A 23,055-nucleotide genomic window follows, 5' to 3' on the forward strand; every position below is an offset into this window, starting at 1 on the left:
TTATTTTTAAGCACCTTATTTTTTAGGACTATTGACGATGCCAAAGGCAAGTGAAATCAAAAAATTTGCAGCTATTGAACACAATGGCAAAGTGTTTCTTGTAAAAGAGATTAGTAAGCTAACTCCAAGCGGTCGTGCTGGTGCAAGCCTTTACCGTATGCGCCTATACGATGTAGCAACAGGCTTAAAAGCGGATGAGAGCTTCAAAGCGGATGAAATGATCAACCTTGCGGATTTTCGTCGCCATAAAGCGTCATTCTCTTACATCGATGGTGAAGAATATGTGTTTATGGATGATGAAGATTACACACCATACACATTCAACAAAGCACAGATCGAAGAAGAGCTGCTATTCATCACTGAAGACATTCAAGGCCTTCAAGTTCTTACTGTAGACGGTGCTCCAGTTGCTATCGAGCTTCCAGCGACTGTTGATCTAGTGATTGTTGAAACTGATCCATCAATCAAAGGTGCATCTGCAAGTGCACGTACAAAACCAGCGGTAATGACTACAGGTCTAACGGTTCAAGTTCCTGAGTACATTGCGACTGGCGAAAAAGTGAAAATCAACACGACTGAACACAAGTTCATGAGCCGTGCATAATTTAAGATTTTTATCTTAGTAAAGAAGCCAATGATTTCGGTCATTGGCTTTTTTTATGTCTGCATTCAGACCATTAATGACGATTACCAACCATAGATTAAAAACGACTTAGTTAGAGATAAACGGTATTTTTTAATTGCATCAACCTCCTTAGATAATAAGTAAAAGCCTAATAATAAGGGAGCGGGTGATGTATTTATGGGTGAGTGTAAGCGTTGTGATTGCTTTGGTGATTGGTTCTATTTTTACCACTGGGATCGTAAGTGCTGTATTGGATGTTATCGCATTTATGATTTTGGCGTATGTGGCGGTGACGAAAGTGAAACAGAACAAACAACAGGGTGAGCAGGGCGCAGAGAATAAAGTGACGCCATCGAGTTTTGGTGTGAACCCTAATAAGGATAAATTTGATATTACGCCATAGCTCAATGATGAAAGAAAGCGCCCTGAATATCATCAGAGCACTTTACGGAAAGTAGCATTTGAAAAAGAATTGGTGGCTGGATTAGATCTTCACGCAAGCGAAAAGAGCGTTACCGGATCTTCTGTTCCACGGCATGATGGCATCATAATCATGCTCAAAGAGATGCACTTCAAAATACGGCGATAACAAAGCGGTTAATTGCTTAAAGTTTACAGCGACCATTGCATGCTCATCTTGCCAGCATTGAGTCTGCTCTTGTGTGCTTTTTTCAATACTGAGTTTAAGCGCTTGTTTATCACCGTCACCGCTATAGAACCAACCTGATTGGAATGTAAACTCACTATTCTCATATTCAGTGCTGTGACGAACAAAAGAGTTGTTATTGATTAGAGTCTTATCTACGGCGTTAAAACAGAAAATACCACCTTTATTTAAGGCTACATGCACGCTTTTAATGCAGTTTTCCAGCTCTGCTAAGTCATTACTATAGTGTATCGAGTAAAGAAAGCAGGTGATTAAATCTAGCTTACTATCGACACTAAATTGGCACATATTACCCAGCGAAAAATGTGCTTCGGGGCAACGTGTTAGTGCGATATCTAGCATCGGCTGATTAATGTCTAGTCCACTGCTCTGATACCCCAAGTCAATGAAGTGGCGAACGTGTGGACCCGTTCCACAAGCCAGATCTAAATGTTTCTTTCCGCTGTTTCCAAACAGTTGATGTAGGCGATGTATCTGACGACTTTGTGCTTCATAGTTAATATCAGCGCACATCAAATCATAGTAACAAGATAAATCAGTATATAAGGCAGTAGTTGATAACATTAAACTAACTTAGGGCGTGGAATTAATTAGGGCTGCGCATACTAGGTGAAACCCTGCCTGATCCGAAGGAGATTATTTTGATTGTGATAATCAATATTCTTTATGGTCGGAGGTTGGCGTTATATGAGGGAGAAGCAAAGAGCGGTTTAGCGTTTCATTGCCAATAGTCGAGTGTTAGTTCATGCCTATTTTGCTGTGAGATTTTGGGTGTGGTGAATAAAAAACGAGAGCATAGCGCTCTCGTTTCGACGTTTTATGATGGATAAAATTCGATTAACTGAGGATATACAGCAGAGAGCCACCACCAATCGCAAACCACAATAAGCATCCGAGGATCAGTGGTTTTGCACCAGCCGAACGCAGCTTTTGTACCGTAATACCTGAGCCGATTAGGAACAAACATACCACCAGCAAGCGCTTTGAAGCCGTGAACACTAATTGATAGATGCTATCGAACTGAGGTAAGTAGTGGGCAACGGCAATAGCAACACAGTAAAACAAGATGAAATAAGGGATCGTGATCTTCTTGCTGTCACCTTTGAAAAGCAGCGCACTGATAAATGCGATAGGAATGATCCAAAGTGCGCGTGCTAGCTTCAGTGTTGTCGCGGTTTTTAAAGCTTCATCGCCATAAGCACCCGCAGCACCAACGACAGATGATGTATCGTGGATCGCAATTGCAGCCCAGGTACCAAAAGTATGCTGGCTCATGTCTAGCGCATGGCCGATAGCTGGAAAGATAAAGAGGGCGATCGAATTAAGAACAAACACAGTCGCAAGGGCCAGAGAAATTTGTTCGTCTTTAGCATTGATAGCGGGGGAAACGGCAGCAATCGCGCTACCACCACAAATGGCGGTACCAGAAGCAATCAAGTGCCCGGTTTTCGCATCAAGCTTGAATAATCGGGTAAGCAAAGTACCTAGCAGTAAGGTAGCAAAAATAGAGGTAACGATAAGCCCAAGTCCGTGCTGACTTGCTTCAATCGCTTCATTGAGGTTGATGCCAAAGCCTAAGCCGATAATAGAATAGGCCAGTAATTTTTTGGTAAAGCCAGCAAGGTTTAAGTTAGCTGGAATAAGCCCAATACTTGCTAGTGTAAAGCCTAAGATCAGCGCAACAGGAGAGCTGATAAACGGAAATAAGCATAAGATCGCAATAGCGTAGAAAGGGAGATCAGAGCGTTGAAAAGAAAACTGTGGTTTAGCGATTTGCATGATGTTGATGAATTTAAAAACAGATAGCGGCGAGTATACGCGACACTTTTCGTTTAGTAGATTTAAATATATTGATGGTAGGGTTAAGGAAAAATTAACCTCTGACGTACCAAAATGGTTACGACTCAGGCTTGTTTATCAGTAACTGAAAACGCTGTATCTTTCGCTTACGCTATGCGGAATTGATTTCGTGACTCATGAACACTGAAAAAATAACCTAAATTGACTCAAAAAGCTGGCAATTGACTTATAAATGTTGCATTGTTTTTGTGTTAATGAAAATTAGTTATGTATATCAGTTAGTTATTCTGTTTCAGAATGCAGGTTGTTTCATTGGTATGAAGATGCTAAGCGAGAAGGAATACGAATGAATGAGCGACAATTAGAACGCATAGCGTGTGAGACCTACAAGATACTGTTTGGAGTGAGTGCGTCATTTGTTCAAACTGAATTAACCTTTTACGGCTGTGTGGTTTTTTTAGCGTCTGAGCGGCAAAAAGTGGTGATCAAATTTTCTAAAGAGGTTGGGCGCTTAACTAAAGAAATTAATGGCTTAGAGCGCTTGGCGAAAATTGTTGATTGCCCTGTACCTGCGATTCATTTTTATGGCCAACAAGAAGGGTTCGATTACCTTGTTTTAGAGTGGCTTGATGGACAATCAGCGCATGAATTGCCGTTAGATAAAACAGCGACAACAACTTTCAGCGAACATTACACCGATATATTGTTAGCTTTGCATGAGTGTAGCCACGAGCAGGGTTTCGAAACATCTCCTCAGTGCTTTACTCCTAGCTTAAATGAAGCTTTCGAACACTGGATGGAGCCGGTGTACCGTTACTTGATGAGCGCTGCGTCTCCTTTTTCTGCTCAACTTAAAGATGATTATCAAGCCTTATGGGAGCAGCAGACCGACATTTTAGCGCCGATCAATCACGGCTCATCATTGGTCCATGATGATTGTCATATTGGTAATGTGTTATTTGACCCTAAAACCTACAGAGTATCCGCGCTGATAGATCCATGCGATGTGGGGTTTAAACACCGTGAGTTTGATATCTTCCACCTTTACGATGTAAGACCTGATCTTGGGCTTGCTGATGTTTATTTTAGTAAAACCGAGAAAGCAGATGGCTTCGAACAGCGCCGGTGGTTTTTGAGCTTATGGGATGATGCTAAACACAGTCGGAATATTGGCTGGTACGATGAAGCTTGGTTAAACCATAAATTTGATAATTATCGTCAAGAATGTGCTTGAGACATCACTCTTGTATCGCATTGTTGGTGATTAGGGCTATTCACGTATACGATTGAATTGATAAAGAATAACAATGATAGGTGTAGTGGAATGAAAAAAATTGCTGTTGGTCTTTTGGTTATGTTGCTTGCAGGTTGTGCCCAGCAACAAGCCGTAACACCTGTTGAGCCAGAACCTGAGAAAACGCCTGAGGTAAAACCTGTAGAGCCAACTCAACCTGAAGTGACGCCTGAGGTGAAACCAGAAAAGAAACCTGACGTTAAGCCTGAGGTGAAACCAACACCAGAAAAGCCGAAACCAAAGCCTAAGCCAAAACCTGTTACCACTACCAAAGAAGGCAAACTGATTTTAGGGTCGCAAGAATTAATTTGGTTGAGCGCAGCGAAAACCCACGTTAAAGCAAAAGTCGATGGCAACCTGAAGATGTCGACAATTGGTGTGACCGAAATTCAAGAATTTGAACGAGACGGCAAAGATTGGGTAAAAGTAAAAGCGGGTGATGAGCTAGTTGAGTTGCCTGTTGAACGCTGGGTTAAGCATAACAAAGTTCGCCAACCTGTAGTGAAAGTGCGTACTCAACTTGCCGACTTGAATGAGCAAACTGAGTTTGTTTTAGTGCAAGGTGTAAAAGGGGTGACTTTGGGTGAAAACTTCATTCGTGACGTTGCAGTATTAGACGCTAAACGTAAGTTTGTGCAGCCAAAATCCAAATAGTTGTATTGTCAGTACATCTCAAATTTCTTTTATAAAGCGCTTCTTACACGGAGCGCTTTTTTAATGCTTACAAGCGGTTGCTCATGTGACAAATGCTATTTGTGGCACAGTTGTGGTGAGTTAGATTTGCTAATCTGCCGTCATTGTTAATGACAAGATAATCATCATGAAGCTGTCTCAATTAAATGCCTTTCGCGCTATCGTCGAGTGTCAAACTGTAACTGCTGCGGCCGAACGCCTGAATTTAAGTCAACCTGCTGTGAGCAGAGTGCTATCAGGGTTAGAAGAGAGGTTAGGGTTTAAGCTTTTTGTTCGTCAGCGAAACCGATTGGAATTAAGTGATGAAGGCCAAGCATTCTACCTTGAAGTTGCTAAAGTATTTGATGCTGTTTCAGGGTTGGATAATGCTGCGGAATCGATACGCTCTCGCCATTTTGGTACTTTAAATATCGCGGCTATGCCATTGCTGTCGAATGCTTTTTTACCGCGAATTTTGGCGACTTTTCTTAAACAATCTCAGCAGCTCAAAGTCGGTTTTAAAACGTATCGCTCAGAAGATGTGATGCGTCGAGTGCAGAGTCAAACCACAGATATCGGCTTTGCCTTTATTGATGAACCTCTTGCTGGCGTAAAGGCACAGCGAGTTGAGTGTGAATGTGTTTGTTTGTTGCCGAGTGATTCGCCACTGGCAAAACGTAGCAGCATTGATATATACGATATCGCTGATCAGGTCGTGATCCGCCACGAAAAAGACATTACTCAGCGTCGTGTTGATGCTTTGCTCAGGCGTTACGGACTATCGACGATTGAAAATATCGAAGTGTCACTAGCGAGTACCGCTGCAGCTCTTGTTAGAGAAGGGGTTGGGATTGCAATTACCGATCCGTTTACTGCGCACATGGCCAGTGAGCATCCAGCTGTCGTGATGCGTCCATTAATTTTTAGCTTGCCATTTGAATTCGATATTTTATACCCCGCATTAAAACCTATCCATCGTCATGCTGAACACTTTATTGAACAGTTTTTGTTATTAGCGGATGAGATGAGTATATACCTTAAAATCGGTCCGATGCGCGATATTGATGTAGTTGATAATGTCTAACTTCACAGAAAGGTTTCATCTTGCTGCATAGTGAGGTTTGATGTTTATGTTCTTACTATCAATGGCTTAGGTTTTATTTGTTAGTGCGTTATTACATTTTTGCATACCAGTAGTAAAGCCATGCATTGGCGGTAAATCGCTTGTGTTCCTTAATCTGAGTTCAGGAAAAACAACCAGATTAAGGATACAAAAATGACAACAACGGTCTCAATAATTGGTTCAGGTAATGCGGGGTTAACAGCTGCGTATCACTTCTCATTGCAAGGTGCCAAAGTCTGTTTATTTGGCGCGCAAGGATTTGATCAGCCGCTAACAGATATTGAGCAGCGAGGTGGCATTGAAGCGCTTTCCTCATTCAATGATGTACCACTGACATATGCTGGTTTTCAGCCAATAGATAAAGTGACTCGGGAATTAAAAGACGCTATCGAGTACGCAGATTTATTGATTCTACCTGTCCCTTCTTTCGCTCAAGAACCTCTCTTTATTGAAATGTTACCGCATATGCGTGACGGTCAAATCGTAATGCTGATGCCGGGTAACTATGGTTCATTGGTGCTTAATCGCATTAAGCAAGATCAGGGCTACGGCGATTTGGATATCACCTTTGTTGATGCGATCTCTATTCCGTGGGCGACACGCATTGTTGGTCCTGCAGAAATTGCCATTTTGGGTATGAAAGAGTTTCTGCCAGTGGCGGCTTTCCCTGCAAGCAAAACGCAAGATGCAATTAGCCGATTACAACCTGTGATGCCATTACCACTAACGGCGCTTGATAACGTGATTAGTGCAGGTCTTGAAAACATTAACTTCGGTGGACACCCGTTATTGACCACGCTAAACATGGGTTTGCTTGAAAACTTTGACGGACAATTTAACTACTACAAAGATTGTTGCTCTGTTTCAACGGCAAAAGCTGCAGCAGTGATGGAGCAAGAGCGCCAAGCTGTTGGTAAAGCGCTAGGGATTGCTCTAACACCTGAGTTAGACGCCATGAACGCGCTTTATGCCATGGACTGTGAAACCGTGTATGAAGTTAACCGCACCTCTGAAACCCACGGTAAATTAAACAGCGCACCTAATTCGGCAGGTAATCGCTATATCACTGAAGATGCTGCTTATTTGCTGGTGCCATGTTTTGAGTTTGGACAACTCGCTGGGGTGGAAACCACCATGGTGACAGCATGTCTTCATATCGATAACGCCTACAATGACACCAACTACTTTGAGCAAGGCCGTACGCTAAGCAAGATGGGGCTAGCTGGAATGTCGGTACAAGAAATCATGGACTTCGTCGCATAACAAGAAGGTGGAATACCACCCAAAGTGGGGCATATAGCCCCACACAATGAGGACATCATAATGAAAAAACTAAAGTTTCCCTCTGCCTACACTATTTTAATGATTTTGACGGTATTGATGGCGGTGCTGACTTGGGTGATCCCAGCAGGCCAATATCAAATGGAGAAGAATGAAACCCTGGGTCGTATGGTACCGCTAGTGGGTTCTTACCAAACGGTTGATGCAAATCCGCAAGGTGTGATCGATGTATTAATGGCACCTATTCAAGGCTTTTATGATCCTAGCAACTATGCAGCACGCGCTGTGGATGTGGCTTTGTTTGTGCTTGTGATTGGTGGCTTTTTGGCTGTGGTCACACGAACAGGGGCTATTGACGCAGGTATTGCTGGCACCATGAAACGCCTTAACGGTAAAGAAAAGTGGATGATCCCAATTTTAATGGGCTTGTTTGCGCTGGGCGGTACAGTGTATGGCATGGCTGAAGAGACTATCCCGTTTTACGCTTTGTTAATTCCGGTCATGATCGCGGCAGGTTACGACAGCATAGTTGGAGTTGCGATCATCATGGTTGGTGCTGGGATTGGCTGCTTGGGCTCAACGATTAACCCGTTCGCGACTGTAATTGCATCGAATGCCGCTGAAATTAACTTTATGGAAGGTGTTTGGCTACGCGTTGCCATTCTTGTGATTGGTTGGCTTGCTTGTGTGATTTATGTGATGCGCTACGCCGAGAAAGTGAAACGTGATCCTTCTCAATCGATTGTTGCTCATCAAAAAGATGAAAACGAGCGTCACTTTTTACACAGTAAAGAACAAGATGCCCCAGAACTGACTGGCACCCGTAAAGCCGTATTAGCTATTTTCGGTACAACCTTTGCGGTAATGATGTGGGGTGTTTCCGTGGCAGGCTGGTGGATGGCTGAACTATCGGCACTCTTTATTGGCGCCAGTATTATTGCTGGTCTTGTGGGTAAATTATCAGAAACTGAGTTAACGAACAGCTTTGTTGATGGTGCTCGCGATTTGTTAGGTGTGGCGCTGATCATCGCGATTGCTCGTGGCTTAGTGGTGGTGATGGATAACGGTAACATTACACATACCATTTTGAACTATGCCGAAGGTTTGCTTGGTGGCTTACACCAGGTGGCGTTTGTGAATGCTATTTACTGGGTTGAAGCTGTATTGTGTTTGGTTGTGCCATCATCATCTGGCTTAGCTGTACTATCAATGCCCGTATTGGCACCGCTTGCTGATTTTGCAGGGGTAGGTCGAGAGTTGGTAGTCACCGCATTCCAATCAGCATCGGGTTTACCTAACTTGGTTACACCGACATCGGGCGTTGTTATGGGTGGTTTAGCAATTGGACGCGTGGCTTACTCGTCATGGCTACGTTTCATTGGCCCGCTGTTGGTGTTTTTAACCGTAATGGTAATGGCACTGCTGAGTGTTGGTACGGTATTGAGTTAATCATTTTCTAGAAAGTAATAGCCGCGCAAAGTGGATAACTTGCGCGGCTATTTTTTTGTCTGTCTTTGTTTATGCCTTTTACGAGGTAGGTGACGTTTCACCTATCTAAGCGGAGGTTAACCCGCGAGCACATTACCATCAGGGTATTTGAGTTTTGATGGTTTTGGTCTTGCTAGCATATAAGCAAGGGTTAATGGACCAATACGCCCCGTGATCATCACGACCACCATGATCAATTTACCGCCTTCGGTTAATTCTGCCGTTAATCCGCCAGAAACGCCTACCGTGGCAAAGGCCGAAATAGTTTCAAACATGATGGATACAAAACTTGCTTGCTCGGTGATCATAAGTAGAAACATGGCAAGGGTTAGCATCAGTCCGCTGACCACAATAATGGCTAAACACTTGGTCACGGTTTGAGGTTCGATAGTACGCTGAAAAAGTGCGACATGATTACGTTGGCGTAAGAAAGACCAGGTGGCTGTCATGGCAACAACAAAGGTGGAGACTTTAATTCCGCCACCTGTTGAGGTTGAGCCTGCACCGATCAGCATCAGCAAAATCATGATCAAAATAGTCGGGTGGGTGAGCTGTGATAAGTCGACCGTATTAAAACCAGCGGTACGCATGGTTGCGGATTGAAAGAAAGACGCTAACCATTGTTCGCCTGTTGAAAGTGCGCCTAGTGTGGTGACGTTGTCACTTTCAAGCAGCCAAAACATCACGGTACCAAAGGCGAGTAAGCAGGGTGTGGCGACTAACATGATCTTACTGTGCAGTTGTAAATGCTTAATGCCTTTAAACACGCCCTTGGAAAAATTACGGTGAAGATCTGAAACCACAGTAAAGCCAAGACCACCAATAATGAAAAGTCCGGCAATAGTGAATAGCACCCAAGGCTCACTGTTAAATTGCGTTAAGCTATCGGAGAAAAGTGAGAAGCCTGCGTTGTTAAATGCAGACACCGCATGAAAAAGCGCAGTGAACATGCCTTTTTGCCAGCCAAATTCCGGCACCCAACGGATAGCTAATATGAGAGTGCCAATGCATTCGCTGATCAGCGCAAAAATTACGATATGTTTGATTAAGCGGTGCAGATTAACCACTTTGTTTTGCCCTAGCGCCTCTTGCGTTAAGGACTGCTGCCTAAGGCTCATTCGAAGCCCAAACATGTACAGGAGCACTGCGGATAAGGTCATCTGACCCAGCCCACCGATCTGCATCAATATCAGCAGTAATACTTGCCCTGAAAGGGTGAAGTGAGTACCGGTATCGACAACGCCTAATCCTGTTACGCTAATCGCAGACGTTGCTGTAAATAATGCATCGATGAAGCTCAACCCACTGACAGAGAATACGGGTAACGTCATTAAGATCGCCGCTGGTATTAGAATACACAGAAAGCTAACTAAAATGATTTTAGTTTCAGACCAGCGTTCTCCACGCTGGGGTGTTTTCAGTGGAACATAAAGCCCGTGATTGGGTAGGTGCTTCATAATCGTTTCAACTGTTTGATGAGTTGAACTTCAGGGCCTGCCACAATCAAGATGTCCCCCGTTTCTAATGGGGTATCGACGGGCAAATCTTTGAAAATTTCAGGACCTCGTTTGACTGCCAATAGGGTGAGATCTCTACCTTGGCAGCAAGGGTGCTCGCTAATGGCTTTACCTAGGTGGCTATGGGAGACAATCACTTCGGCAATCGCCATGCCGCTCCCTAGATCTAACACATCGAAAATTCGACTATCCAGCATGTTACAAGCGATACGTATGCCCATTTCTCGCTCAGGCATGATAACTTTATCGGCACCTATCTTATGCAGAATTTTAGCGTGGTGCTTGTCTTTGGCTTTTACCCATACAGCCCTGACGCCAGCTTCTTTTAATACCAAGGTCGTGAGGATACTGGCATTAACGTCATCACCAATAGAAACCATCGCGATATCGTAATCATGAAGCTCAAGTTCAGCGACAGTTTGTTCATCTGAACAGTCGGCAACCACTGCTTGAGTGGTGATATCAGCCGCTTTTTTCACACTGGGTTCATGAATATCAATCGCGAGTACCTGTGCACCGTGGCTTGAAAGCTCCTCGCAAAGTGCCATTCCAAATCGACCAAGGCCGATCACTGCAAATTGTTTTTCTTCTGGATTCATTGTTTATCATCAAATCATTAGCCTTATAAGAAAATAGGGGCTTATACACGTTAATGCAATGCTTTATTTGAGAGTGCAGTGGTAATAACTCGTAGAGCAAAGATTGAGCAAAAGTTTGCTCGTTTGACTAATTAATAGTTGAGTCAATATGGTCGCAAAATGTAGCAAGTGCAATTTAAACTTATTGCGTATTAAGTTGTACAAAAAAAATATTTGTACAACAGTGATCCATTTTCTATTCTTAGTTGTACAAATGATAAATCTTGTATAACTCAAGGATTAGTAGCTATGGGTATTCCAGTTGGTGTTAGTGCTTGCGTAATGGGGCAAAAGGTTCGTTTTGATGGCGGACACAAAAGAAATCTGTTTGTTGAAGAGCAATTGGTCGAGTATTTCGATTTTCAGCCAATTTGTCCTGAAGTTGGGATTGGCTTGCCTGTACCTCGTCCAACAATTCGTCTGTTGCAGCGTAGTGATGGTGAAGAACGTCTTGTTGCAACTAAAGATATCACTAAAGATTACACCGATGAAATGATCATCTTTAGTGATAAGAAAATCTCAGGTTTAGATAACCTATGTGGTTATGTTGTGTGTGCGAAATCACCAACTTGCGGGATGGAGCGTGTAAAGCTGTATATCGAAAACGGTAATACTGTACCGGGTGGTAGCGCTGGTGTGTATACCCGTCGTTTGATGGAAACCATGCCTTGGTTACCTGTTGAAGAAGATGGCCGCCTTCAAGATCCGTTCTTACGCGAAAACTTCGTTTTTCGTGTCTTCACCCTTAATGATTTCTATCAAACCATGGGTGGAGAGCCAACACGCGGCAAACTGATCAATTTCCATTCTCGCTATAAATTGGTGTTGATGGCGCATTGCCCTGAAGCATACAAAGCGCTGGGTCGTATGGTTGCTGATATTTCTAATTGGGATATCGACGAGTTTTATCACGAGTATCGTTTGTTATTTATGGAAGCGATTAAAAACCGCGCTAATCGTCGTAATAACACCAATGTATTGATGCACCTTCAAGGTTATTTCAAACGCTATCTCGATAAAGAGCAAAAAGCAGAGCTGGCGGAAATCATTATGGATTATCGCCACGGCAATATGCCATTACTCGCGGCGTTAACCTTGATTAATCACCATTTGAGAATGCATCCAGACGATTACTTGAAAGACCAAGTGTTCTTAAACCCGTATCCACAAGAGTTGAAATTGCGCTATGCCATGTGATGATTTGATGATGACTGAAAAGCAATACGCGATCAGTGAAGTATCTGAATTAACAGGAGTAAATACCGTGACGCTGCGAGCTTGGCAGCGTCGCTATGGGCTCCTTAATCCTAAGCGTACGCCAAAAGGTCATCGGGTATATAACGATGACGATGTTAATCAGATCAAAACCATACTGACGTGGCTCGATAAAGGCGTCTCGATTGGCAAAGTAAAACCTTTATTGTCGCAACCTGTGGTTGAGCTTGCTGATAATGAAACGCTCGAAGGTTTTGATTCTGTGGTGGCGAACATTGAAGCATTTAATAAAGCCAAGTTAGAGAAGCAACTGATTCAGTTATTAAAAGAATACCCATTAACGCTGTTGCACAAGCAATTGCTCACCCCGTTGGATACGCATTTTGAACAACAAGCGTTACCGCTAACGAGCGTGAACTATGCATTTTGGCTAGCAACCTTAAACGAAGTCTTGATTGGGACAACGCATCAAATCAAAGCTAAATCGAATCAACAGGTGTTAGTGCTGGGGTTAGATGAAAAGCCTAATTATGCCGTAGCGTTGCAAGGGTTGAAACATAAGCAGCAGGGTAAGCGAGTTATCGTGCTTGAGCAGTTTTCATTGGATCGTCATGGAATAAGTGCTGTTGATGCCATGGTAAAACAAGCGGGTGTATCTCAAGTGGTTTTAGTCGCTGATACCGCGTTAAAAGCTAAATCAGTGAGTGATCTACAGCATTGGTTGCCTGAGTTTGAGCAAGTTGGTCGTTATGAATTGGTTGGCGCGATTGCCGAAATCCACCCTATGTTGCTTTCATCATCCAGCGAACAGGTAGCTAGCGAGTCTCAATAAGCGGAAGGCAGGGTATGAACAAGTTAGTTTGGCTGAGAAACGATCTGCGAGTTGTCGATAATACTGCCCTTAATCAGGCTTGCGCCCAGTGTCAGAATAATGAAAGCGTGATTGCTTGCTTTATTGCGACTCCAATGCAATGGCATGAGCATCATGAAGCACCGATTAAAATTGATTTTATTCATCGCCGTTTAAACGAGTTACGCCATCATTTTGCTGAACTTAATATTCCTTTGATTGTGAAAGAAGTGGCTGATTTTTCGCAGGTACCTAACAGCATTAGTGAGATCAGCACCGAGCATCAAGTCGATCACGTATTTTGCAATAAGCAATATTTAGTCAATGAAGAGCAGCGTGACTTTGCTGTTGGCCACTTGCTTGCAGAGAAAAGCATTAAGCTAAGTGTGTTTGATGATGATTGTTTGATCCCGCCAGGTCATGTGCTCACCAAGCAAGGTGACCCGTTTAAGGTTTTCACACCATTTCGTAAAGCATGGCTCAATATTTATCGCGACCAATTGGATGTATTAGGGATCAACTTGGCAGTGCAAGCTAAGCCTACGCCATTACCAAACACGATAAACATGGATTTTAATAAACATGAAATTCCTGTTTTTAATTATCCCGCATTTAACTATCCACCTTGCTCAAGCATTGATTGGGCAGTGGATGATGAAGCGATTCATCAGCGCCTTTTAACTTTCTGTTACGAAAAAGCAGCTAACTATCATGAAGATAGAGATTTTCCTGCGATTGATGGAACCAGTTGCCTATCGCCGTATTTAGCGATTGGCGCGTTATCACTCCGCCAGTGCTTTCACGTTTTGATGACGGAGTTTCCTGAATGTTTAGAGCAACCAGAGTCTGGTGCTTTTAGTTGGTTTAATGAACTGGTATGGCGGGAGTTTTATCGTCACTTAATGGTGGCATTTCCCAAGCTATGTTGTGAGCGTCCTTTTCATGAATGGACGCAATTTGTGCAATGGCGACCTGATGATGCTGGTTTAAAAGCATGGCAGCAAGGTAAAACCGGCTTTCCGATTGTAGATGCCGCGATGCGTCAATTAAAAGCAACAGGTTGGATGCATAACCGCCTACGAATGATAGTGGCGAGTTTTCTAACCAAAGATTTATTAATTCATTGGCAGGCAGGTGAGCAGTGGTTCATGTCTCATCTGATTGATGGTGATTTAGCCTCCAATAATGGAGGGTGGCAATGGGCGGCATCAACTGGAACGGATGCACAGCCATACTTTCGGGTATTTAATCCGACAACACAAGGACAACGTTTTGATCCAAAAGGTGAATTTATTCGTAAATGGGTACAAGAACTGAAAGATGTTCCGGATAAATTTATTCATACACCCCATCTGTGGCTAGGGGCTCATAGCGTTAATTACCCCAAACCCATAGTGGATCATAAACAAGCAAGATTGCTCGCAATTGACGTTTTTAAACAAGCCAATGAGTTAGGTAAACAGTCCAGTTTATAACAAGTTTTGATGTCAATAACTGCTGATAAACCAATCTCAAGGTTTGATATGGAAATGAATGGCTGCGAGTAACATGAGGGAAGCACAATGGCAGAGTCAGCAACGGTTCATTCAGAACCTTCGTCGGAAAGAGTCATAGACAACTTTATAAGTGTGTACAGTCAGCTGGGAAAGGAAAACCTCGCTGATTTAGAAGCCATTTATCACCCTAATGTGGTGTTTGAAGATCCTGCGCACCGTATTGAAGGGTGGTATGCGTTGCAAGATTACTTTGGTCAGCTGTATCGCAATATTTTGCATTGTGAGTTCACCATTCACCACTACTTAACTGACGACAATCAGGCTTTTGTGCAATGGACGATGAGTTTTGCTCACCCCGATATTGAGAAAGGCAAAACACGCACTGTTGAAGGTTGTACACGGTTAGAGTTCGATGGAGAGAAGGTCATTCATCACCGTGACTACTTTGATCTTGGTGAAATGGTTTATGAAGGCGTACCGCTACTTGGCAAAGTCATTCGTTTGATTAAAACGAGGTTAGGACAATGAGCGACATTCAACAGCATCAAGCGACCCATGCAACATCTGGTCAGGCTGCACCTACTCAGGGACAAATGAGTGGTGATGTATTAATTACTGGCGCCAGCTCAGGCATTGGCAAACAGCTGGCGTTAGATTATGCCAATGCGGGTTCGACTGTTATCGCCTGCGGGCAAAGTGAAGAACGCTTGGCTGCGCTGTCTCAGCAAAATGACAACATTCGTACGCTTGCTTTTGATGTGACAGATTTAGCAGCGACTCAGTGCGCGTTTGATGCTTTATCGCCATTACCTAAACTCATCATCCTCAATGCTGGTACTTGCGAGTACATAGAGCACGGTCAGATTGATTCTGCGTTGTTCAAGCGCGTATTCGATGTGAATTTGTTTGGTTTATTGCATTGTTTGGAAGCAATGCAAGACAGGTTTGATGATCAAACGCACCTCACTTTTGTTGGCTCAACAGCAAGCTATGTGCCTTTGCCAAGAGCGGAAGCTTACGGTGCTTCAAAAGCAGCGTTAAGCTATTTGGCTCAAACGCTCTCCATTGATTTAGCGCCCCGCGGCGTGACTGTCACCTTAGTGAGTCCGGGGTTCGTAAAAACACCATTGACCGATAAAAACGACTTTCCTATGCCCATGATAGTCACGCCAGAAGTGGCGTCAGAGGCCATACGCACTGGGATCGCGCGCAAAGAAAAAGAAGTTCATTTTCCTAAAAAATTCAGTTTGATACTAAAAACTATCTCATTACTCCCTTTAAGTATTCAGCAATCAGTCATTCGTAAAATGACAGGGAAGGCAGCATGAAAATAGCAATTATAGGTTCAGGGATCTCGGGTTTAACTGCGGCTTGGTATTTGCACAATCAGCACGACATTACGTTATTTGAAGCCAATGATTATGTTGGCGGGCATACCGCGACAGTGGATGTCACTGTCGAGAGTGGTGACTACGCGATAGATACTGGTTTTATTGTTTTTAACGACCGTACCTATCCGAATTTTGAACGTTTGATGGAAGAGGTTGGTGTTGAAGGTCAGCCAACGCAAATGAGTTTTAGCGTACGAAACGACAACACAGGGCTTGAATATAACGGTCATACAATTTCGACTCTGTTTGCTCAAAAACGTAATTTGTTCAAGCCTAGCTTTTATCGCTTTTTAGGCGAAATTGTTCGTTTTAATAAAATGGCAAAAACAGCTGCAGATGATGTAGAGCTGCGTTGGCAAACCCTTGGTGATTTTCTCACTGAACACCAATTTAGCGATGAGTTTTGCGAAAATTACATTCTGCCTATGGGGGCGGCGATATGGTCGTCAACCTTATCGGATATGCGTCGTTTTCCACTCGATTTTTTCCTTCGTTTCTTCTTAAATCACGGCTTGTTAGATATTACTAACCGTCCACAATGGGCTGTGATCCCGGGCGGTTCTCGTGAGTATGTTCGTAAGATGACCCCAGCATTTTCTGACCGTATTAGGCTCAATACGCCTGTTGAAAAAGTCTATCGTCAGCAAGATAAAGTCTTAATTAATAGCGTGGCTGGACGTGAAGAGTTCGACCACGTGATTTTTGCTTGTCATAGTGACCAAGCTCTGGCCTTGTTGGCGGATGCATCAGGTGATGAACGTGACGTCCTATCACCAATGACGTATCAAGATAACGAAGTGGTTTTGCATACCGATACCAATTTGTTACCGAAAGCCGAAGCGGCATGGGCTTCTTGGAATTATCATTTGCCGGCTTCTGACAGCGATAGCGAGCAAGCTGACACTGGGTTAGAACATCGCCCAGCAGCGCTGACGTATAACATGAATATCCTGCAAGGTATTTCATCGCCAGAAACCTTTTGCGTCACCCTAAATCAAACCGATCGTATTGACCCCGATAAAATCTTACGTCGCTTTGTTTATGCTCACCCTGTGTTTACGACCGAATCTATTGCCGCCCAGAAAGAACGTGGTCGAGTTAATGGCGTTCAAAATACTTGGTTCTGTGGTGCGTATTGGTACAACGGGTTTCATGAAGATGGTGTACGTAGTGCTCTTGATGTGGTTAACGGTATTAATCAACTTGATATAGCGCCAAAGCCTAATCAACCAGAGTCGATGTCAAAGCCACATGCAGCGGCATTTTCTGGTATTGAGCCTCAAGGGTGATGGTATGAATACGCAGACTTTGTCTCCTACATCTAGCTCATCATCGTCACTGTGTTTACCTAAGTCGGGTATTTACGTTGGTACGGTTCGCCATCGCCGTTTTACTCCGGTCACGCATGCGTTTGAGTATCCGATGTTTATGCCGTTTATTGATTTGGATGAGCTCGACCAGCTTTGCGATGAGGTTAAAGGATTTGGTTTTGGTCGTTGGAATCCGGCTCGTTTTAGTTTTGCCGACTACTTATCGGGTAGCACCTTAGTAAAACAAGCAGTACAAGAGAAAGTCACAGAATTAACGGGTGAGGTCATTGAAGGTCGAGTCTTCATGCTGTGTCAGTTACGTTATTTTGGTCTTTATTTCAGCCCTTTAAACCTTTACTACGTGTTCGACGAGCACAACCAGTGGCGCTATATGCTAGCGGAGGTGAGTAATACTCCGTGGAATGAACGCCATTATTATGCGGTGCCAGCCAAGTCTGAATGGCAACAACGTCAATGGCATGCACCTAAAGCCTTTCATGTGTCACCGTTTAACCCTATGTCGCAAGAATATCGCTGGCAGCTCAACCAGCCTGATGAACAACTGAAAGTGCATCTCGAAGTTCATGATGATCATACTCAGATCAGTGCAGATGGGACTGTCATAATGGACTCACCTCAAGGTAGTAAAGTGTTCGATGCCACCATGGTGATGAAACACCATCCGTTTACTGCGGCTGAGTTACGAAAACAAATGATGGTTACACCAATCATGACAGTCAAAGTTGTATTCGGTATTTACTGGCAAGCCTTGAAGTTGTGGATAAAAGGCGTGCCATTTCATGATCATCCTGCCACTAAGCCAGCCTCAGAATTAGAAAAATAAGGAATTACCAATGTATAGAAGTGATGTTAATCAACAGGCTACAAAAGTAACTCCGATGCAGAATGCGGCGAGAAAAGTAATTTTTACAGCCTTAAGTCAGCTCCAAGGTTCAGGTTTGACCGTGATAGAACACCAAGGCGATACCCATTTTTTCGGGGATCGCAGTGCTGAATTACAAGCTCAAATCTGTGTTGATAATCCTGCGTTTTATAAACGCTTATTATCTGGTGGCAGTATCGCTGCAGGCGAAGCTTACATCGATGGCTGGTGGGATTCACCAGACCTGACTAAAGTGGTACAAGTGTTGGCGCGTAACTTACCGTCTCTTGATGCTATCGAGGCAAAGACTGGGTGGTTAACCAAACTGAACGAATTGATCAGCCATAAGTTACGACGTAACAACAAGGGAAATGCCAGAGACAATATTTCTGCCCACTACGATTTGGGTAATGCCTTGTACGAAACGTTTCTAGATAAAGAAATGTTGTATTCCAGTGCGATTTACCACAATGAACAAGATACGTTGGCCGAGGCGCAGTTTAATAAGATGGATCGTTTATGTCAGCAATTGAAGCTGAGCAAAGAGGATCACTTATTGGAAATTGGTACTGGGTGGGGTGCATTAGCGATCCATGCTGCGAAACATTACGGGTGCCGAGTAACCACAACCACCATTTCTAAAGAGCAACATCAGTGGGCGAAAGAACGTATTGAACAAGAAGGGCTGGGTGAGCGTATTACCTTGTTGCTTGATGACTATCGAGATCTTACAGGGCAGTACGATAAAGTGGTTTCGGTTGAAATGGTCGAAGCGGTTGGTAAAGAGTACCTCACGACCTATATCAAAAAGTGTCAATCTTTGCTTAAGCCTGAAGGCTTGTTAGCGCTACAAGCGATCACCATTGTTGATCAGCGTTATGAAAGCTATAGCCGTGGGGTCGACTTTATCCAGAAGCACATTTTCCCGGGCGGTTTCTTGCCATCAGTCACTGTACTTTTAGACCAAATGACTCGCCATACTGATTTTGTTGTGCGTGATTTAAAAGATATTGGGTTGGATTATGCGCGTACGTTATCTGACTGGCATTTAGCCTTTAATCAACAAGCCGAACGCTTACAAGAACTCGGCTATGACGAACGTTTTATTCGTATGTGGCGCTATTATTTCTGCTATTGCGAAGGGGGATTTTTAGAGCGCAGTATCAGTACCGTGCAGCTATTGATGAGTCGTCCACAATGGCGTTAAGTGTTGTTTACTTATTGCTACAGGTGACGGCTTAGCAAGGTAAAGCCGATGTTCACGTAACAGGAGTGCTCCCATGACCAATAATTCAGAACCTGACTCGAAACAAGATGCGATTTCTGGCGCTGACAAAAAATCAGCGAAAGATGAAATAGCAAGTCACCAAAAGTTAGTGCGATATAGCAGTAAAATGCAGTTTTTTATGGTGACTTTCGCTTTTAACGTATTTTGGGTGTTTGCGGTATGGGGGCAATATCGCTTTATTTATTTCCTTGTTGCGATGCTACTGGCAACTTGGTGGTTTTTTTCTGTTAATGGTCGTTTTGTCGTATCAGCGAGCTTAGTGGGTATCGCTATGGACTTTGCCCTCAGCGGCTTAGGATTCTACCACTTTCAAGATACCTTGTTCCCGTTATGGCTGGCTTTGTTATGGCTTGGGTTTACAACTTTTGTTTGGATAATCAGAAAAGTAATCCAATCATACTCATCCAACGTACTACTTATTATAGGAAGTGTTGGTGGTATGTTGAGTTACATCGCAGGTAATAGATTACAAGCGGTTGAGTGGCCGCTGGGCTGGGTAAATACGGCTGTAATGGTTGCTTTGTGTTGGCTGGTTTTTTCATACATCTTACTGACGCTTCTGAGTGTGTTTTCAGCATCTCAGAGGTCATCATGAAGCCTTTATTAATAATTAGCCTGCTACTTTCATCAATAACATTTACCGCGAGTGCAAATCCAATAGGGAGCACGCCCAATTGGCTTTCTTGGCAATCAGTTGGTTATGCACAATTGTCTTGGGGTCCGTGGGATATCTATCAGTCTGAGTTACGAACGCCAAATGGACAGTATCTTGGCGACAATCAACCTTTAGCTTTGGTGATTCGCTACCAACGAGATATTGATAAAGACGACTTGCTTGAAGCTACCGATGACCAATGGAAACACCTTGGTGTGAGTCTTGCGCTACGTCAGCAATGGTTAGCAAAGTTAGATGCGATTTGGCCTGACGTGAAAGAAGGAGATCGATTGATCTTCGAACTAAATGGCAACCAAGGAACTTTCTATTTTGATGGGCAAACCCAAATAGGTATTCAGCAATTAGGGCAATTACCTACAGGCAAGATGGCGGCAGCCTTTATTGATATTTGGTTATCGCCTCAAACCGCCTATCCAAAATTAAGAAAGCAGTTAATTGGTCAGTCGTCATAATTACAATAAGTGAATTGCCAAGTGTCAGTGACGCTGTCACTTGGCTTTAAAAGGGAAAGCCAATGCCAACGTCTTCGTCAACGCAAAAAACACAATCCGGGCTAATTTCAAATTTTCAAAAGTCACTGCTAAGAAGCATTCAATTTTCCTTCGCCTCAGCGACACTCTTTGTGATTACCGCTTGCTCTCATTCGATTGCTGATTATCAAGACACAGATCCTGAATTTGCCCTGTTTGAATTTTTTGAAGGAGAGGTGTTGGCATGGGGGATGTTACAAGATCGAAGCGGTCAGCAGACACGTCGATTTGAAGTACAAATCCAAGGGGAAATTCAAGGACAACTTCTGACGCTTACCGAAGACTTTGTCTTTGATGATGGTGAAAAGCAACAGCGGATCTGGAAAATCACTGCTCGTGCTGATGGAACCTATATCGGTGAAGCTGACGATGTCATTGGTGAGGCAAACGGCGTTGTTTCAGGTAATGCGCTTCATTGGCAATATGTGTTACGCGTGCCTGTGGATGATACAACTTACGACATCAGCTTTGATGACTGGATGTTCCGCCAAGACGACAAACGGATGTTTAATGTCGCCACCATGTCTAAGTTTGGAGTTAATGTGGGCAAAGTGACGCTGTTCTTTGAAAAGCAAGAATAAGTGCGACTTAGCCCAACCCTCGAGACATCGCGACGATACGTTTTAAAATCCAGCGGATTAACAAGGGTATTTTTTCTTGTCCGTGTTCATCTGAATACGCCACCATCGCAAGGGCAACATCTGGTTTTGCGTACCGTTTTAATGCGCGGTGAATAATTTTCTTCGGCGGCATTGGTGCGTCATCCGGTACCTTAGCAAGGTGGCGGAATAGAGGCTCGTAGCCATTGTTAAACAGGAAATGCTCTATATCGCGGTCGGGCAATACGGTCAAGCGGTGGCGCTCTGCATCATTCCCCAACATGCTACGCACGGTATCACCGTAGCGGCGCCCAGCCATATCACCATCAGAGACTAAGTGCCATTCAATCCCCATACAGCGTGCGACTTTGATCAAGGGACGCAATCCACTTTGGGCAAACTCTAAAATATGCACGCCTTCTGCTGCAAAGTGGTAACCACATAACTGTGCTAATTCGTTAAATAACCAGACTTCAGTTTCACCTTCGACTAATAACCAAGCGCGGGCAAACAGGGCACTTGGTCGATGAAGACGAATATGAAAAGACACCCGCCGAGTTTCATCTTTCGATAACGTGGTTGGTGTAAGCGAATGAGGTTGGGTTTTATCAGGCTCACGGATCAATTTCTTGATGCTGTGAATCGGCACAATCGAGATCAGTTCAGAACTATTTGTGGTGAGAATTTTCTGCATCGGCATTTTTTCAATGAATGCCCATGCTTGATGCAAAATAGTTGGGTGTAAACGCCCCTCGGGATCTTCCAATACCATAATGGGACGTGAGATTCGCTTCAGTTCAACAGGGCCGCGAGCACGAATATACGAGTTGAGTAACCCCATCAGTACTAAGCGGCTTTGTTTCGTCATTTGTGGGTGGCTTAGTTGTTCTAGCGGGTTCGTGCTGTACTGGCTAAAGCTTGGGAAATGTGCGCGGTTGAATTTTTCACTTCGATTATGGGGGGTGAATGCAAAGTAGTGATCGACCAGTGAACGAAGGGCATTGATACTACTTTTAATCTCACCCGCATTAACATGACCTGGTTTGGTCATTAAGCGGCGGCAAGTGTTATCAAGCCGTTTTTCAATACGCCCATTCGTTGGGCGTAACTCTTTCGTGCTCTCTTTACCGGTGTTTTTGGCTGTGCTTTTGCTGCCATTGGTTTGATTTTTAGCAGCAGGAAGGTCGAGATTCGTGTCGCGTAAGCGTCGCGCATCTCGAATACGAACAACGGGGTGAAGTACCATCAGTTGCTTGACGAGCTTGTCCGTATTGTCGCATTGGATTCTCTCACCTTTGCGATTTAAAAAGTCTCTACTAGTGATGACTTTATCGTCCTGAATCGAACTGGTGATTTGATAATACAGGTGTCGCATTCCATCTTTTTTTACCCAAAGTGGGGCAAAAGCGCGATATCGACGGGCTTTATATTCCGATGGATAGTCTTCATACCAGTGCAACACAATATGCAACTGGTTCATCTTTTCATGACCGGCCGCATAATCGACGTGAAAGTCGGAAAACTTAAAGGTGTAGAGTGATGCATCGGGTGGTAAAGCAATACTGAGTGCGTCTAATAAGGTTGATTTACCCCATGCATTTTCACCAATCAACACTGTGAGTTCGTCAAAGGTTAACGACATGCGTTTGATGCCACGAAAGCCTGAAATTTCAATGCGTTCAAGATGCATAGGCACTCCAACGTTATAGCGT

Annotated in this window: 23 protein-coding genes; 18 read left to right on the top strand and 5 right to left on the bottom strand. The window is 43.7% G+C overall.

Annotation, left to right across the window (positions count from 1 at the left end):
• The first annotated feature begins 37 nt into the window (after window positions 1-37).
• Window positions 38-604, top strand: a complete 567-nt coding sequence (efpL, locus tag A3K86_RS21655) for an elongation factor P-like protein EfpL (RefSeq protein ID WP_068336524.1) — start codon at window positions 38-40, stop codon at window positions 602-604.
• 190 nt (window positions 605-794) lie between these two features.
• A complete protein-coding gene (locus A3K86_RS21660; RefSeq protein WP_068336534.1) occupies window positions 795-1,028 on the top strand; it encodes a hypothetical protein in 234 nt (77 codons plus the stop codon).
• An 81-nt stretch (window positions 1,029-1,109) separates the two neighbouring features.
• On the opposite strand, the gene A3K86_RS21665 is transcribed toward A3K86_RS21660, so the two are convergent.
• Together A3K86_RS21665 and A3K86_RS21670 are read right to left on the bottom strand one after the other, a co-directional pair.
• On the bottom strand, window positions 1,110-1,856 hold the full coding sequence (locus tag A3K86_RS21665; RefSeq protein WP_068336540.1) for a class I SAM-dependent DNA methyltransferase: 747 nt from the start codon (window positions 1,854-1,856) through the stop codon (window positions 1,110-1,112).
• 273 nt (window positions 1,857-2,129) lie between these two features.
• Entirely contained in the window at window positions 2,130-3,071 is a 942-nt protein-coding gene (locus A3K86_RS21670; RefSeq protein WP_068336547.1) for a YeiH family protein, read from the bottom strand.
• A 367-nt stretch (window positions 3,072-3,438) separates the two neighbouring features.
• Between A3K86_RS21670 and A3K86_RS21675 the strand changes: the two genes are divergently transcribed.
• From A3K86_RS21675 to A3K86_RS21695, 5 genes are all read left to right on the top strand, one after another.
• The gene (locus A3K86_RS21675; RefSeq protein ID WP_068336549.1) at window positions 3,439-4,326 is read left to right on the top strand and encodes a phosphotransferase; all 888 of its coding nucleotides are present in this window, start codon (window positions 3,439-3,441) and stop codon (window positions 4,324-4,326) included.
• 90 nt (window positions 4,327-4,416) lie between these two features.
• Window positions 4,417-5,040, top strand: coding sequence for a putative ATP-dependent zinc protease (locus A3K86_RS21680; RefSeq protein WP_068336551.1), 624 nt, complete (start codon window positions 4,417-4,419; stop codon window positions 5,038-5,040).
• A 166-nt stretch (window positions 5,041-5,206) separates the two neighbouring features.
• Entirely contained in the window at window positions 5,207-6,142 is a 936-nt protein-coding gene (locus A3K86_RS21685) for a LysR family transcriptional regulator (RefSeq protein WP_068336554.1), read from the top strand.
• Window positions 6,143-6,334: 192 nt separating this feature from the next.
• Window positions 6,335-7,444, top strand: coding sequence for an NAD/NADP octopine/nopaline dehydrogenase family protein (locus tag A3K86_RS21690; RefSeq protein ID WP_068336556.1), 1,110 nt, complete (start codon window positions 6,335-6,337; stop codon window positions 7,442-7,444).
• Window positions 7,445-7,504: 60 nt separating this feature from the next.
• Window positions 7,505-8,911, top strand: coding sequence for a YfcC family protein (locus A3K86_RS21695; RefSeq protein WP_068336558.1), 1,407 nt, complete (start codon window positions 7,505-7,507; stop codon window positions 8,909-8,911).
• Window positions 8,912-9,027: 116 nt separating this feature from the next.
• Here A3K86_RS21695 and A3K86_RS21700 read toward each other — a convergent pair whose 3' ends face one another.
• Entirely contained in the window at window positions 9,028-10,407 is a 1,380-nt protein-coding gene (locus tag A3K86_RS21700) for a TrkH family potassium uptake protein (RefSeq protein WP_068336562.1), read from the bottom strand.
• Window positions 10,404-11,066, bottom strand: coding sequence for a potassium channel family protein (locus tag A3K86_RS21705; RefSeq protein WP_068336564.1), 663 nt, complete (start codon window positions 11,064-11,066; stop codon window positions 10,404-10,406). The genes A3K86_RS21700 and A3K86_RS21705 overlap by 4 nt, the downstream gene beginning before the upstream one ends.
• Window positions 11,067-11,354: 288 nt before the next feature.
• Here A3K86_RS21705 and A3K86_RS21710 point away from each other — a divergent pair, with 288 nt between their 5' ends.
• From A3K86_RS21710 to A3K86_RS21760, 11 genes are all read left to right on the top strand, one after another.
• Window positions 11,355-12,302 carry a YbgA family protein gene (locus A3K86_RS21710; protein WP_068336566.1) on the top strand — a complete coding sequence of 316 codons (948 nt, stop codon included), beginning with the start codon at window positions 11,355-11,357 and terminating at the stop codon, window positions 12,300-12,302.
• A gap of 7 nt (window positions 12,303-12,309) precedes the next feature.
• Window positions 12,310-13,152 carry a MerR family transcriptional regulator gene (locus A3K86_RS21715; RefSeq protein ID WP_162844313.1) on the top strand — a complete coding sequence of 281 codons (843 nt, stop codon included), beginning with the start codon at window positions 12,310-12,312 and terminating at the stop codon, window positions 13,150-13,152.
• 14 nt (window positions 13,153-13,166) lie between these two features.
• The gene (gene phrB / locus A3K86_RS21720) at window positions 13,167-14,645 is read left to right on the top strand and encodes a deoxyribodipyrimidine photo-lyase (protein WP_068336574.1); all 1,479 of its coding nucleotides are present in this window, start codon (window positions 13,167-13,169) and stop codon (window positions 14,643-14,645) included.
• An 87-nt stretch (window positions 14,646-14,732) separates the two neighbouring features.
• On the top strand, window positions 14,733-15,194 hold the full coding sequence (locus A3K86_RS21725; RefSeq protein ID WP_084406722.1) for a nuclear transport factor 2 family protein: 462 nt from the start codon (window positions 14,733-14,735) through the stop codon (window positions 15,192-15,194).
• A gap of 65 nt (window positions 15,195-15,259) precedes the next feature.
• The gene (locus A3K86_RS21730) at window positions 15,260-15,994 is read left to right on the top strand and encodes an SDR family NAD(P)-dependent oxidoreductase (protein WP_068337194.1); all 735 of its coding nucleotides are present in this window, start codon (window positions 15,260-15,262) and stop codon (window positions 15,992-15,994) included.
• Entirely contained in the window at window positions 15,991-17,346 is a 1,356-nt protein-coding gene (locus A3K86_RS21735; protein WP_084406723.1) for an NAD(P)/FAD-dependent oxidoreductase, read from the top strand. Before A3K86_RS21730 ends, A3K86_RS21735 begins: the two co-directional genes overlap by 4 nt.
• Window positions 17,347-17,350: 4 nt before the next feature.
• Entirely contained in the window at window positions 17,351-18,211 is an 861-nt protein-coding gene (locus tag A3K86_RS21740; RefSeq protein ID WP_068336577.1) for a DUF1365 domain-containing protein, read from the top strand.
• Window positions 18,212-18,221: 10 nt separating this feature from the next.
• On the top strand, window positions 18,222-19,457 hold the full coding sequence (locus A3K86_RS21745; protein WP_068336578.1) for an SAM-dependent methyltransferase: 1,236 nt from the start codon (window positions 18,222-18,224) through the stop codon (window positions 19,455-19,457).
• A gap of 73 nt (window positions 19,458-19,530) precedes the next feature.
• On the top strand, window positions 19,531-20,133 hold the full coding sequence (locus tag A3K86_RS21750; RefSeq protein WP_068336579.1) for a DUF2878 domain-containing protein: 603 nt from the start codon (window positions 19,531-19,533) through the stop codon (window positions 20,131-20,133).
• Window positions 20,130-20,666: a chalcone isomerase family protein gene (locus tag A3K86_RS21755; RefSeq protein ID WP_068336581.1), complete on the top strand. Its 537-nt coding sequence runs from the start codon at window positions 20,130-20,132 to the stop codon at window positions 20,664-20,666. Before A3K86_RS21750 ends, A3K86_RS21755 begins: the two co-directional genes overlap by 4 nt.
• 62 nt (window positions 20,667-20,728) lie before the next feature.
• Window positions 20,729-21,325 (top strand): DUF3833 domain-containing protein, encoded by a 597-nt coding sequence (locus tag A3K86_RS21760; RefSeq protein WP_084406724.1) that lies wholly within the window; start codon window positions 20,729-20,731, stop codon window positions 21,323-21,325.
• Between the two features lie 7 nt (window positions 21,326-21,332).
• Here A3K86_RS21760 and A3K86_RS21765 read toward each other — a convergent pair whose 3' ends face one another.
• Window positions 21,333-23,033: an ATP-dependent endonuclease gene (locus A3K86_RS21765; RefSeq protein ID WP_068336583.1), complete on the bottom strand. Its 1,701-nt coding sequence runs from the start codon at window positions 23,031-23,033 to the stop codon at window positions 21,333-21,335.
• Window positions 23,034-23,055 lie beyond the last annotated feature (22 nt).

Source organism: Photobacterium jeanii (assembly GCF_001650345.1).
Taxonomy (GTDB): Bacteria; Pseudomonadota; Gammaproteobacteria; order Enterobacterales; family Vibrionaceae; genus Photobacterium; species Photobacterium jeanii.

What these genes read in the sequence shown, in the direction of transcription:
- efpL (WP_068336524.1), top strand. Translation starts at nt 38, where the DNA reads ATGCCAAAGGCAAGTGAAATCAAAAAATTTGCAGCTATTGAACACAAT.
- A3K86_RS21660 (WP_068336534.1), top strand. Translation starts at nt 795, where the DNA reads ATGTATTTATGGGTGAGTGTAAGCGTTGTGATTGCTTTGGTGATTGGT.
- A3K86_RS21665 (WP_068336540.1), bottom strand. Translation starts at nt 1,856, where the DNA reads ATGTTATCAACTACTGCCTTATATACTGATTTATCTTGTTACTATGAT.
- A3K86_RS21670 (WP_068336547.1), bottom strand. Translation starts at nt 3,071, where the DNA reads ATGCAAATCGCTAAACCACAGTTTTCTTTTCAACGCTCTGATCTCCCT.
- A3K86_RS21675 (WP_068336549.1), top strand. Translation starts at nt 3,439, where the DNA reads ATGAATGAGCGACAATTAGAACGCATAGCGTGTGAGACCTACAAGATA.
- A3K86_RS21680 (WP_068336551.1), top strand. Translation starts at nt 4,417, where the DNA reads ATGAAAAAAATTGCTGTTGGTCTTTTGGTTATGTTGCTTGCAGGTTGT.
- A3K86_RS21685 (WP_068336554.1), top strand. Translation starts at nt 5,207, where the DNA reads ATGAAGCTGTCTCAATTAAATGCCTTTCGCGCTATCGTCGAGTGTCAA.
- A3K86_RS21690 (WP_068336556.1), top strand. Translation starts at nt 6,335, where the DNA reads ATGACAACAACGGTCTCAATAATTGGTTCAGGTAATGCGGGGTTAACA.
- A3K86_RS21695 (WP_068336558.1), top strand. Translation starts at nt 7,505, where the DNA reads ATGAAAAAACTAAAGTTTCCCTCTGCCTACACTATTTTAATGATTTTG.
- A3K86_RS21700 (WP_068336562.1), bottom strand. Translation starts at nt 10,407, where the DNA reads ATGAAGCACCTACCCAATCACGGGCTTTATGTTCCACTGAAAACACCC.
- A3K86_RS21705 (WP_068336564.1), bottom strand. Translation starts at nt 11,066, where the DNA reads ATGAATCCAGAAGAAAAACAATTTGCAGTGATCGGCCTTGGTCGATTT.
- A3K86_RS21710 (WP_068336566.1), top strand. Translation starts at nt 11,355, where the DNA reads ATGGGTATTCCAGTTGGTGTTAGTGCTTGCGTAATGGGGCAAAAGGTT.
- A3K86_RS21715 (WP_162844313.1), top strand. Translation starts at nt 12,310, where the DNA reads ATGATGACTGAAAAGCAATACGCGATCAGTGAAGTATCTGAATTAACA.
- phrB (WP_068336574.1), top strand. Translation starts at nt 13,167, where the DNA reads ATGAACAAGTTAGTTTGGCTGAGAAACGATCTGCGAGTTGTCGATAAT.
- A3K86_RS21725 (WP_084406722.1), top strand. Translation starts at nt 14,733, where the DNA reads ATGGCAGAGTCAGCAACGGTTCATTCAGAACCTTCGTCGGAAAGAGTC.
- A3K86_RS21730 (WP_068337194.1), top strand. Translation starts at nt 15,260, where the DNA reads ATGAGTGGTGATGTATTAATTACTGGCGCCAGCTCAGGCATTGGCAAA.
- A3K86_RS21735 (WP_084406723.1), top strand. Translation starts at nt 15,991, where the DNA reads ATGAAAATAGCAATTATAGGTTCAGGGATCTCGGGTTTAACTGCGGCT.
- A3K86_RS21740 (WP_068336577.1), top strand. Translation starts at nt 17,351, where the DNA reads ATGAATACGCAGACTTTGTCTCCTACATCTAGCTCATCATCGTCACTG.
- A3K86_RS21745 (WP_068336578.1), top strand. Translation starts at nt 18,222, where the DNA reads ATGTATAGAAGTGATGTTAATCAACAGGCTACAAAAGTAACTCCGATG.
- A3K86_RS21750 (WP_068336579.1), top strand. Translation starts at nt 19,531, where the DNA reads ATGACCAATAATTCAGAACCTGACTCGAAACAAGATGCGATTTCTGGC.
- A3K86_RS21755 (WP_068336581.1), top strand. Translation starts at nt 20,130, where the DNA reads ATGAAGCCTTTATTAATAATTAGCCTGCTACTTTCATCAATAACATTT.
- A3K86_RS21760 (WP_084406724.1), top strand. Translation starts at nt 20,729, where the DNA reads ATGCCAACGTCTTCGTCAACGCAAAAAACACAATCCGGGCTAATTTCA.
- A3K86_RS21765 (WP_068336583.1), bottom strand. Translation starts at nt 23,033, where the DNA reads ATGCATCTTGAACGCATTGAAATTTCAGGCTTTCGTGGCATCAAACGC.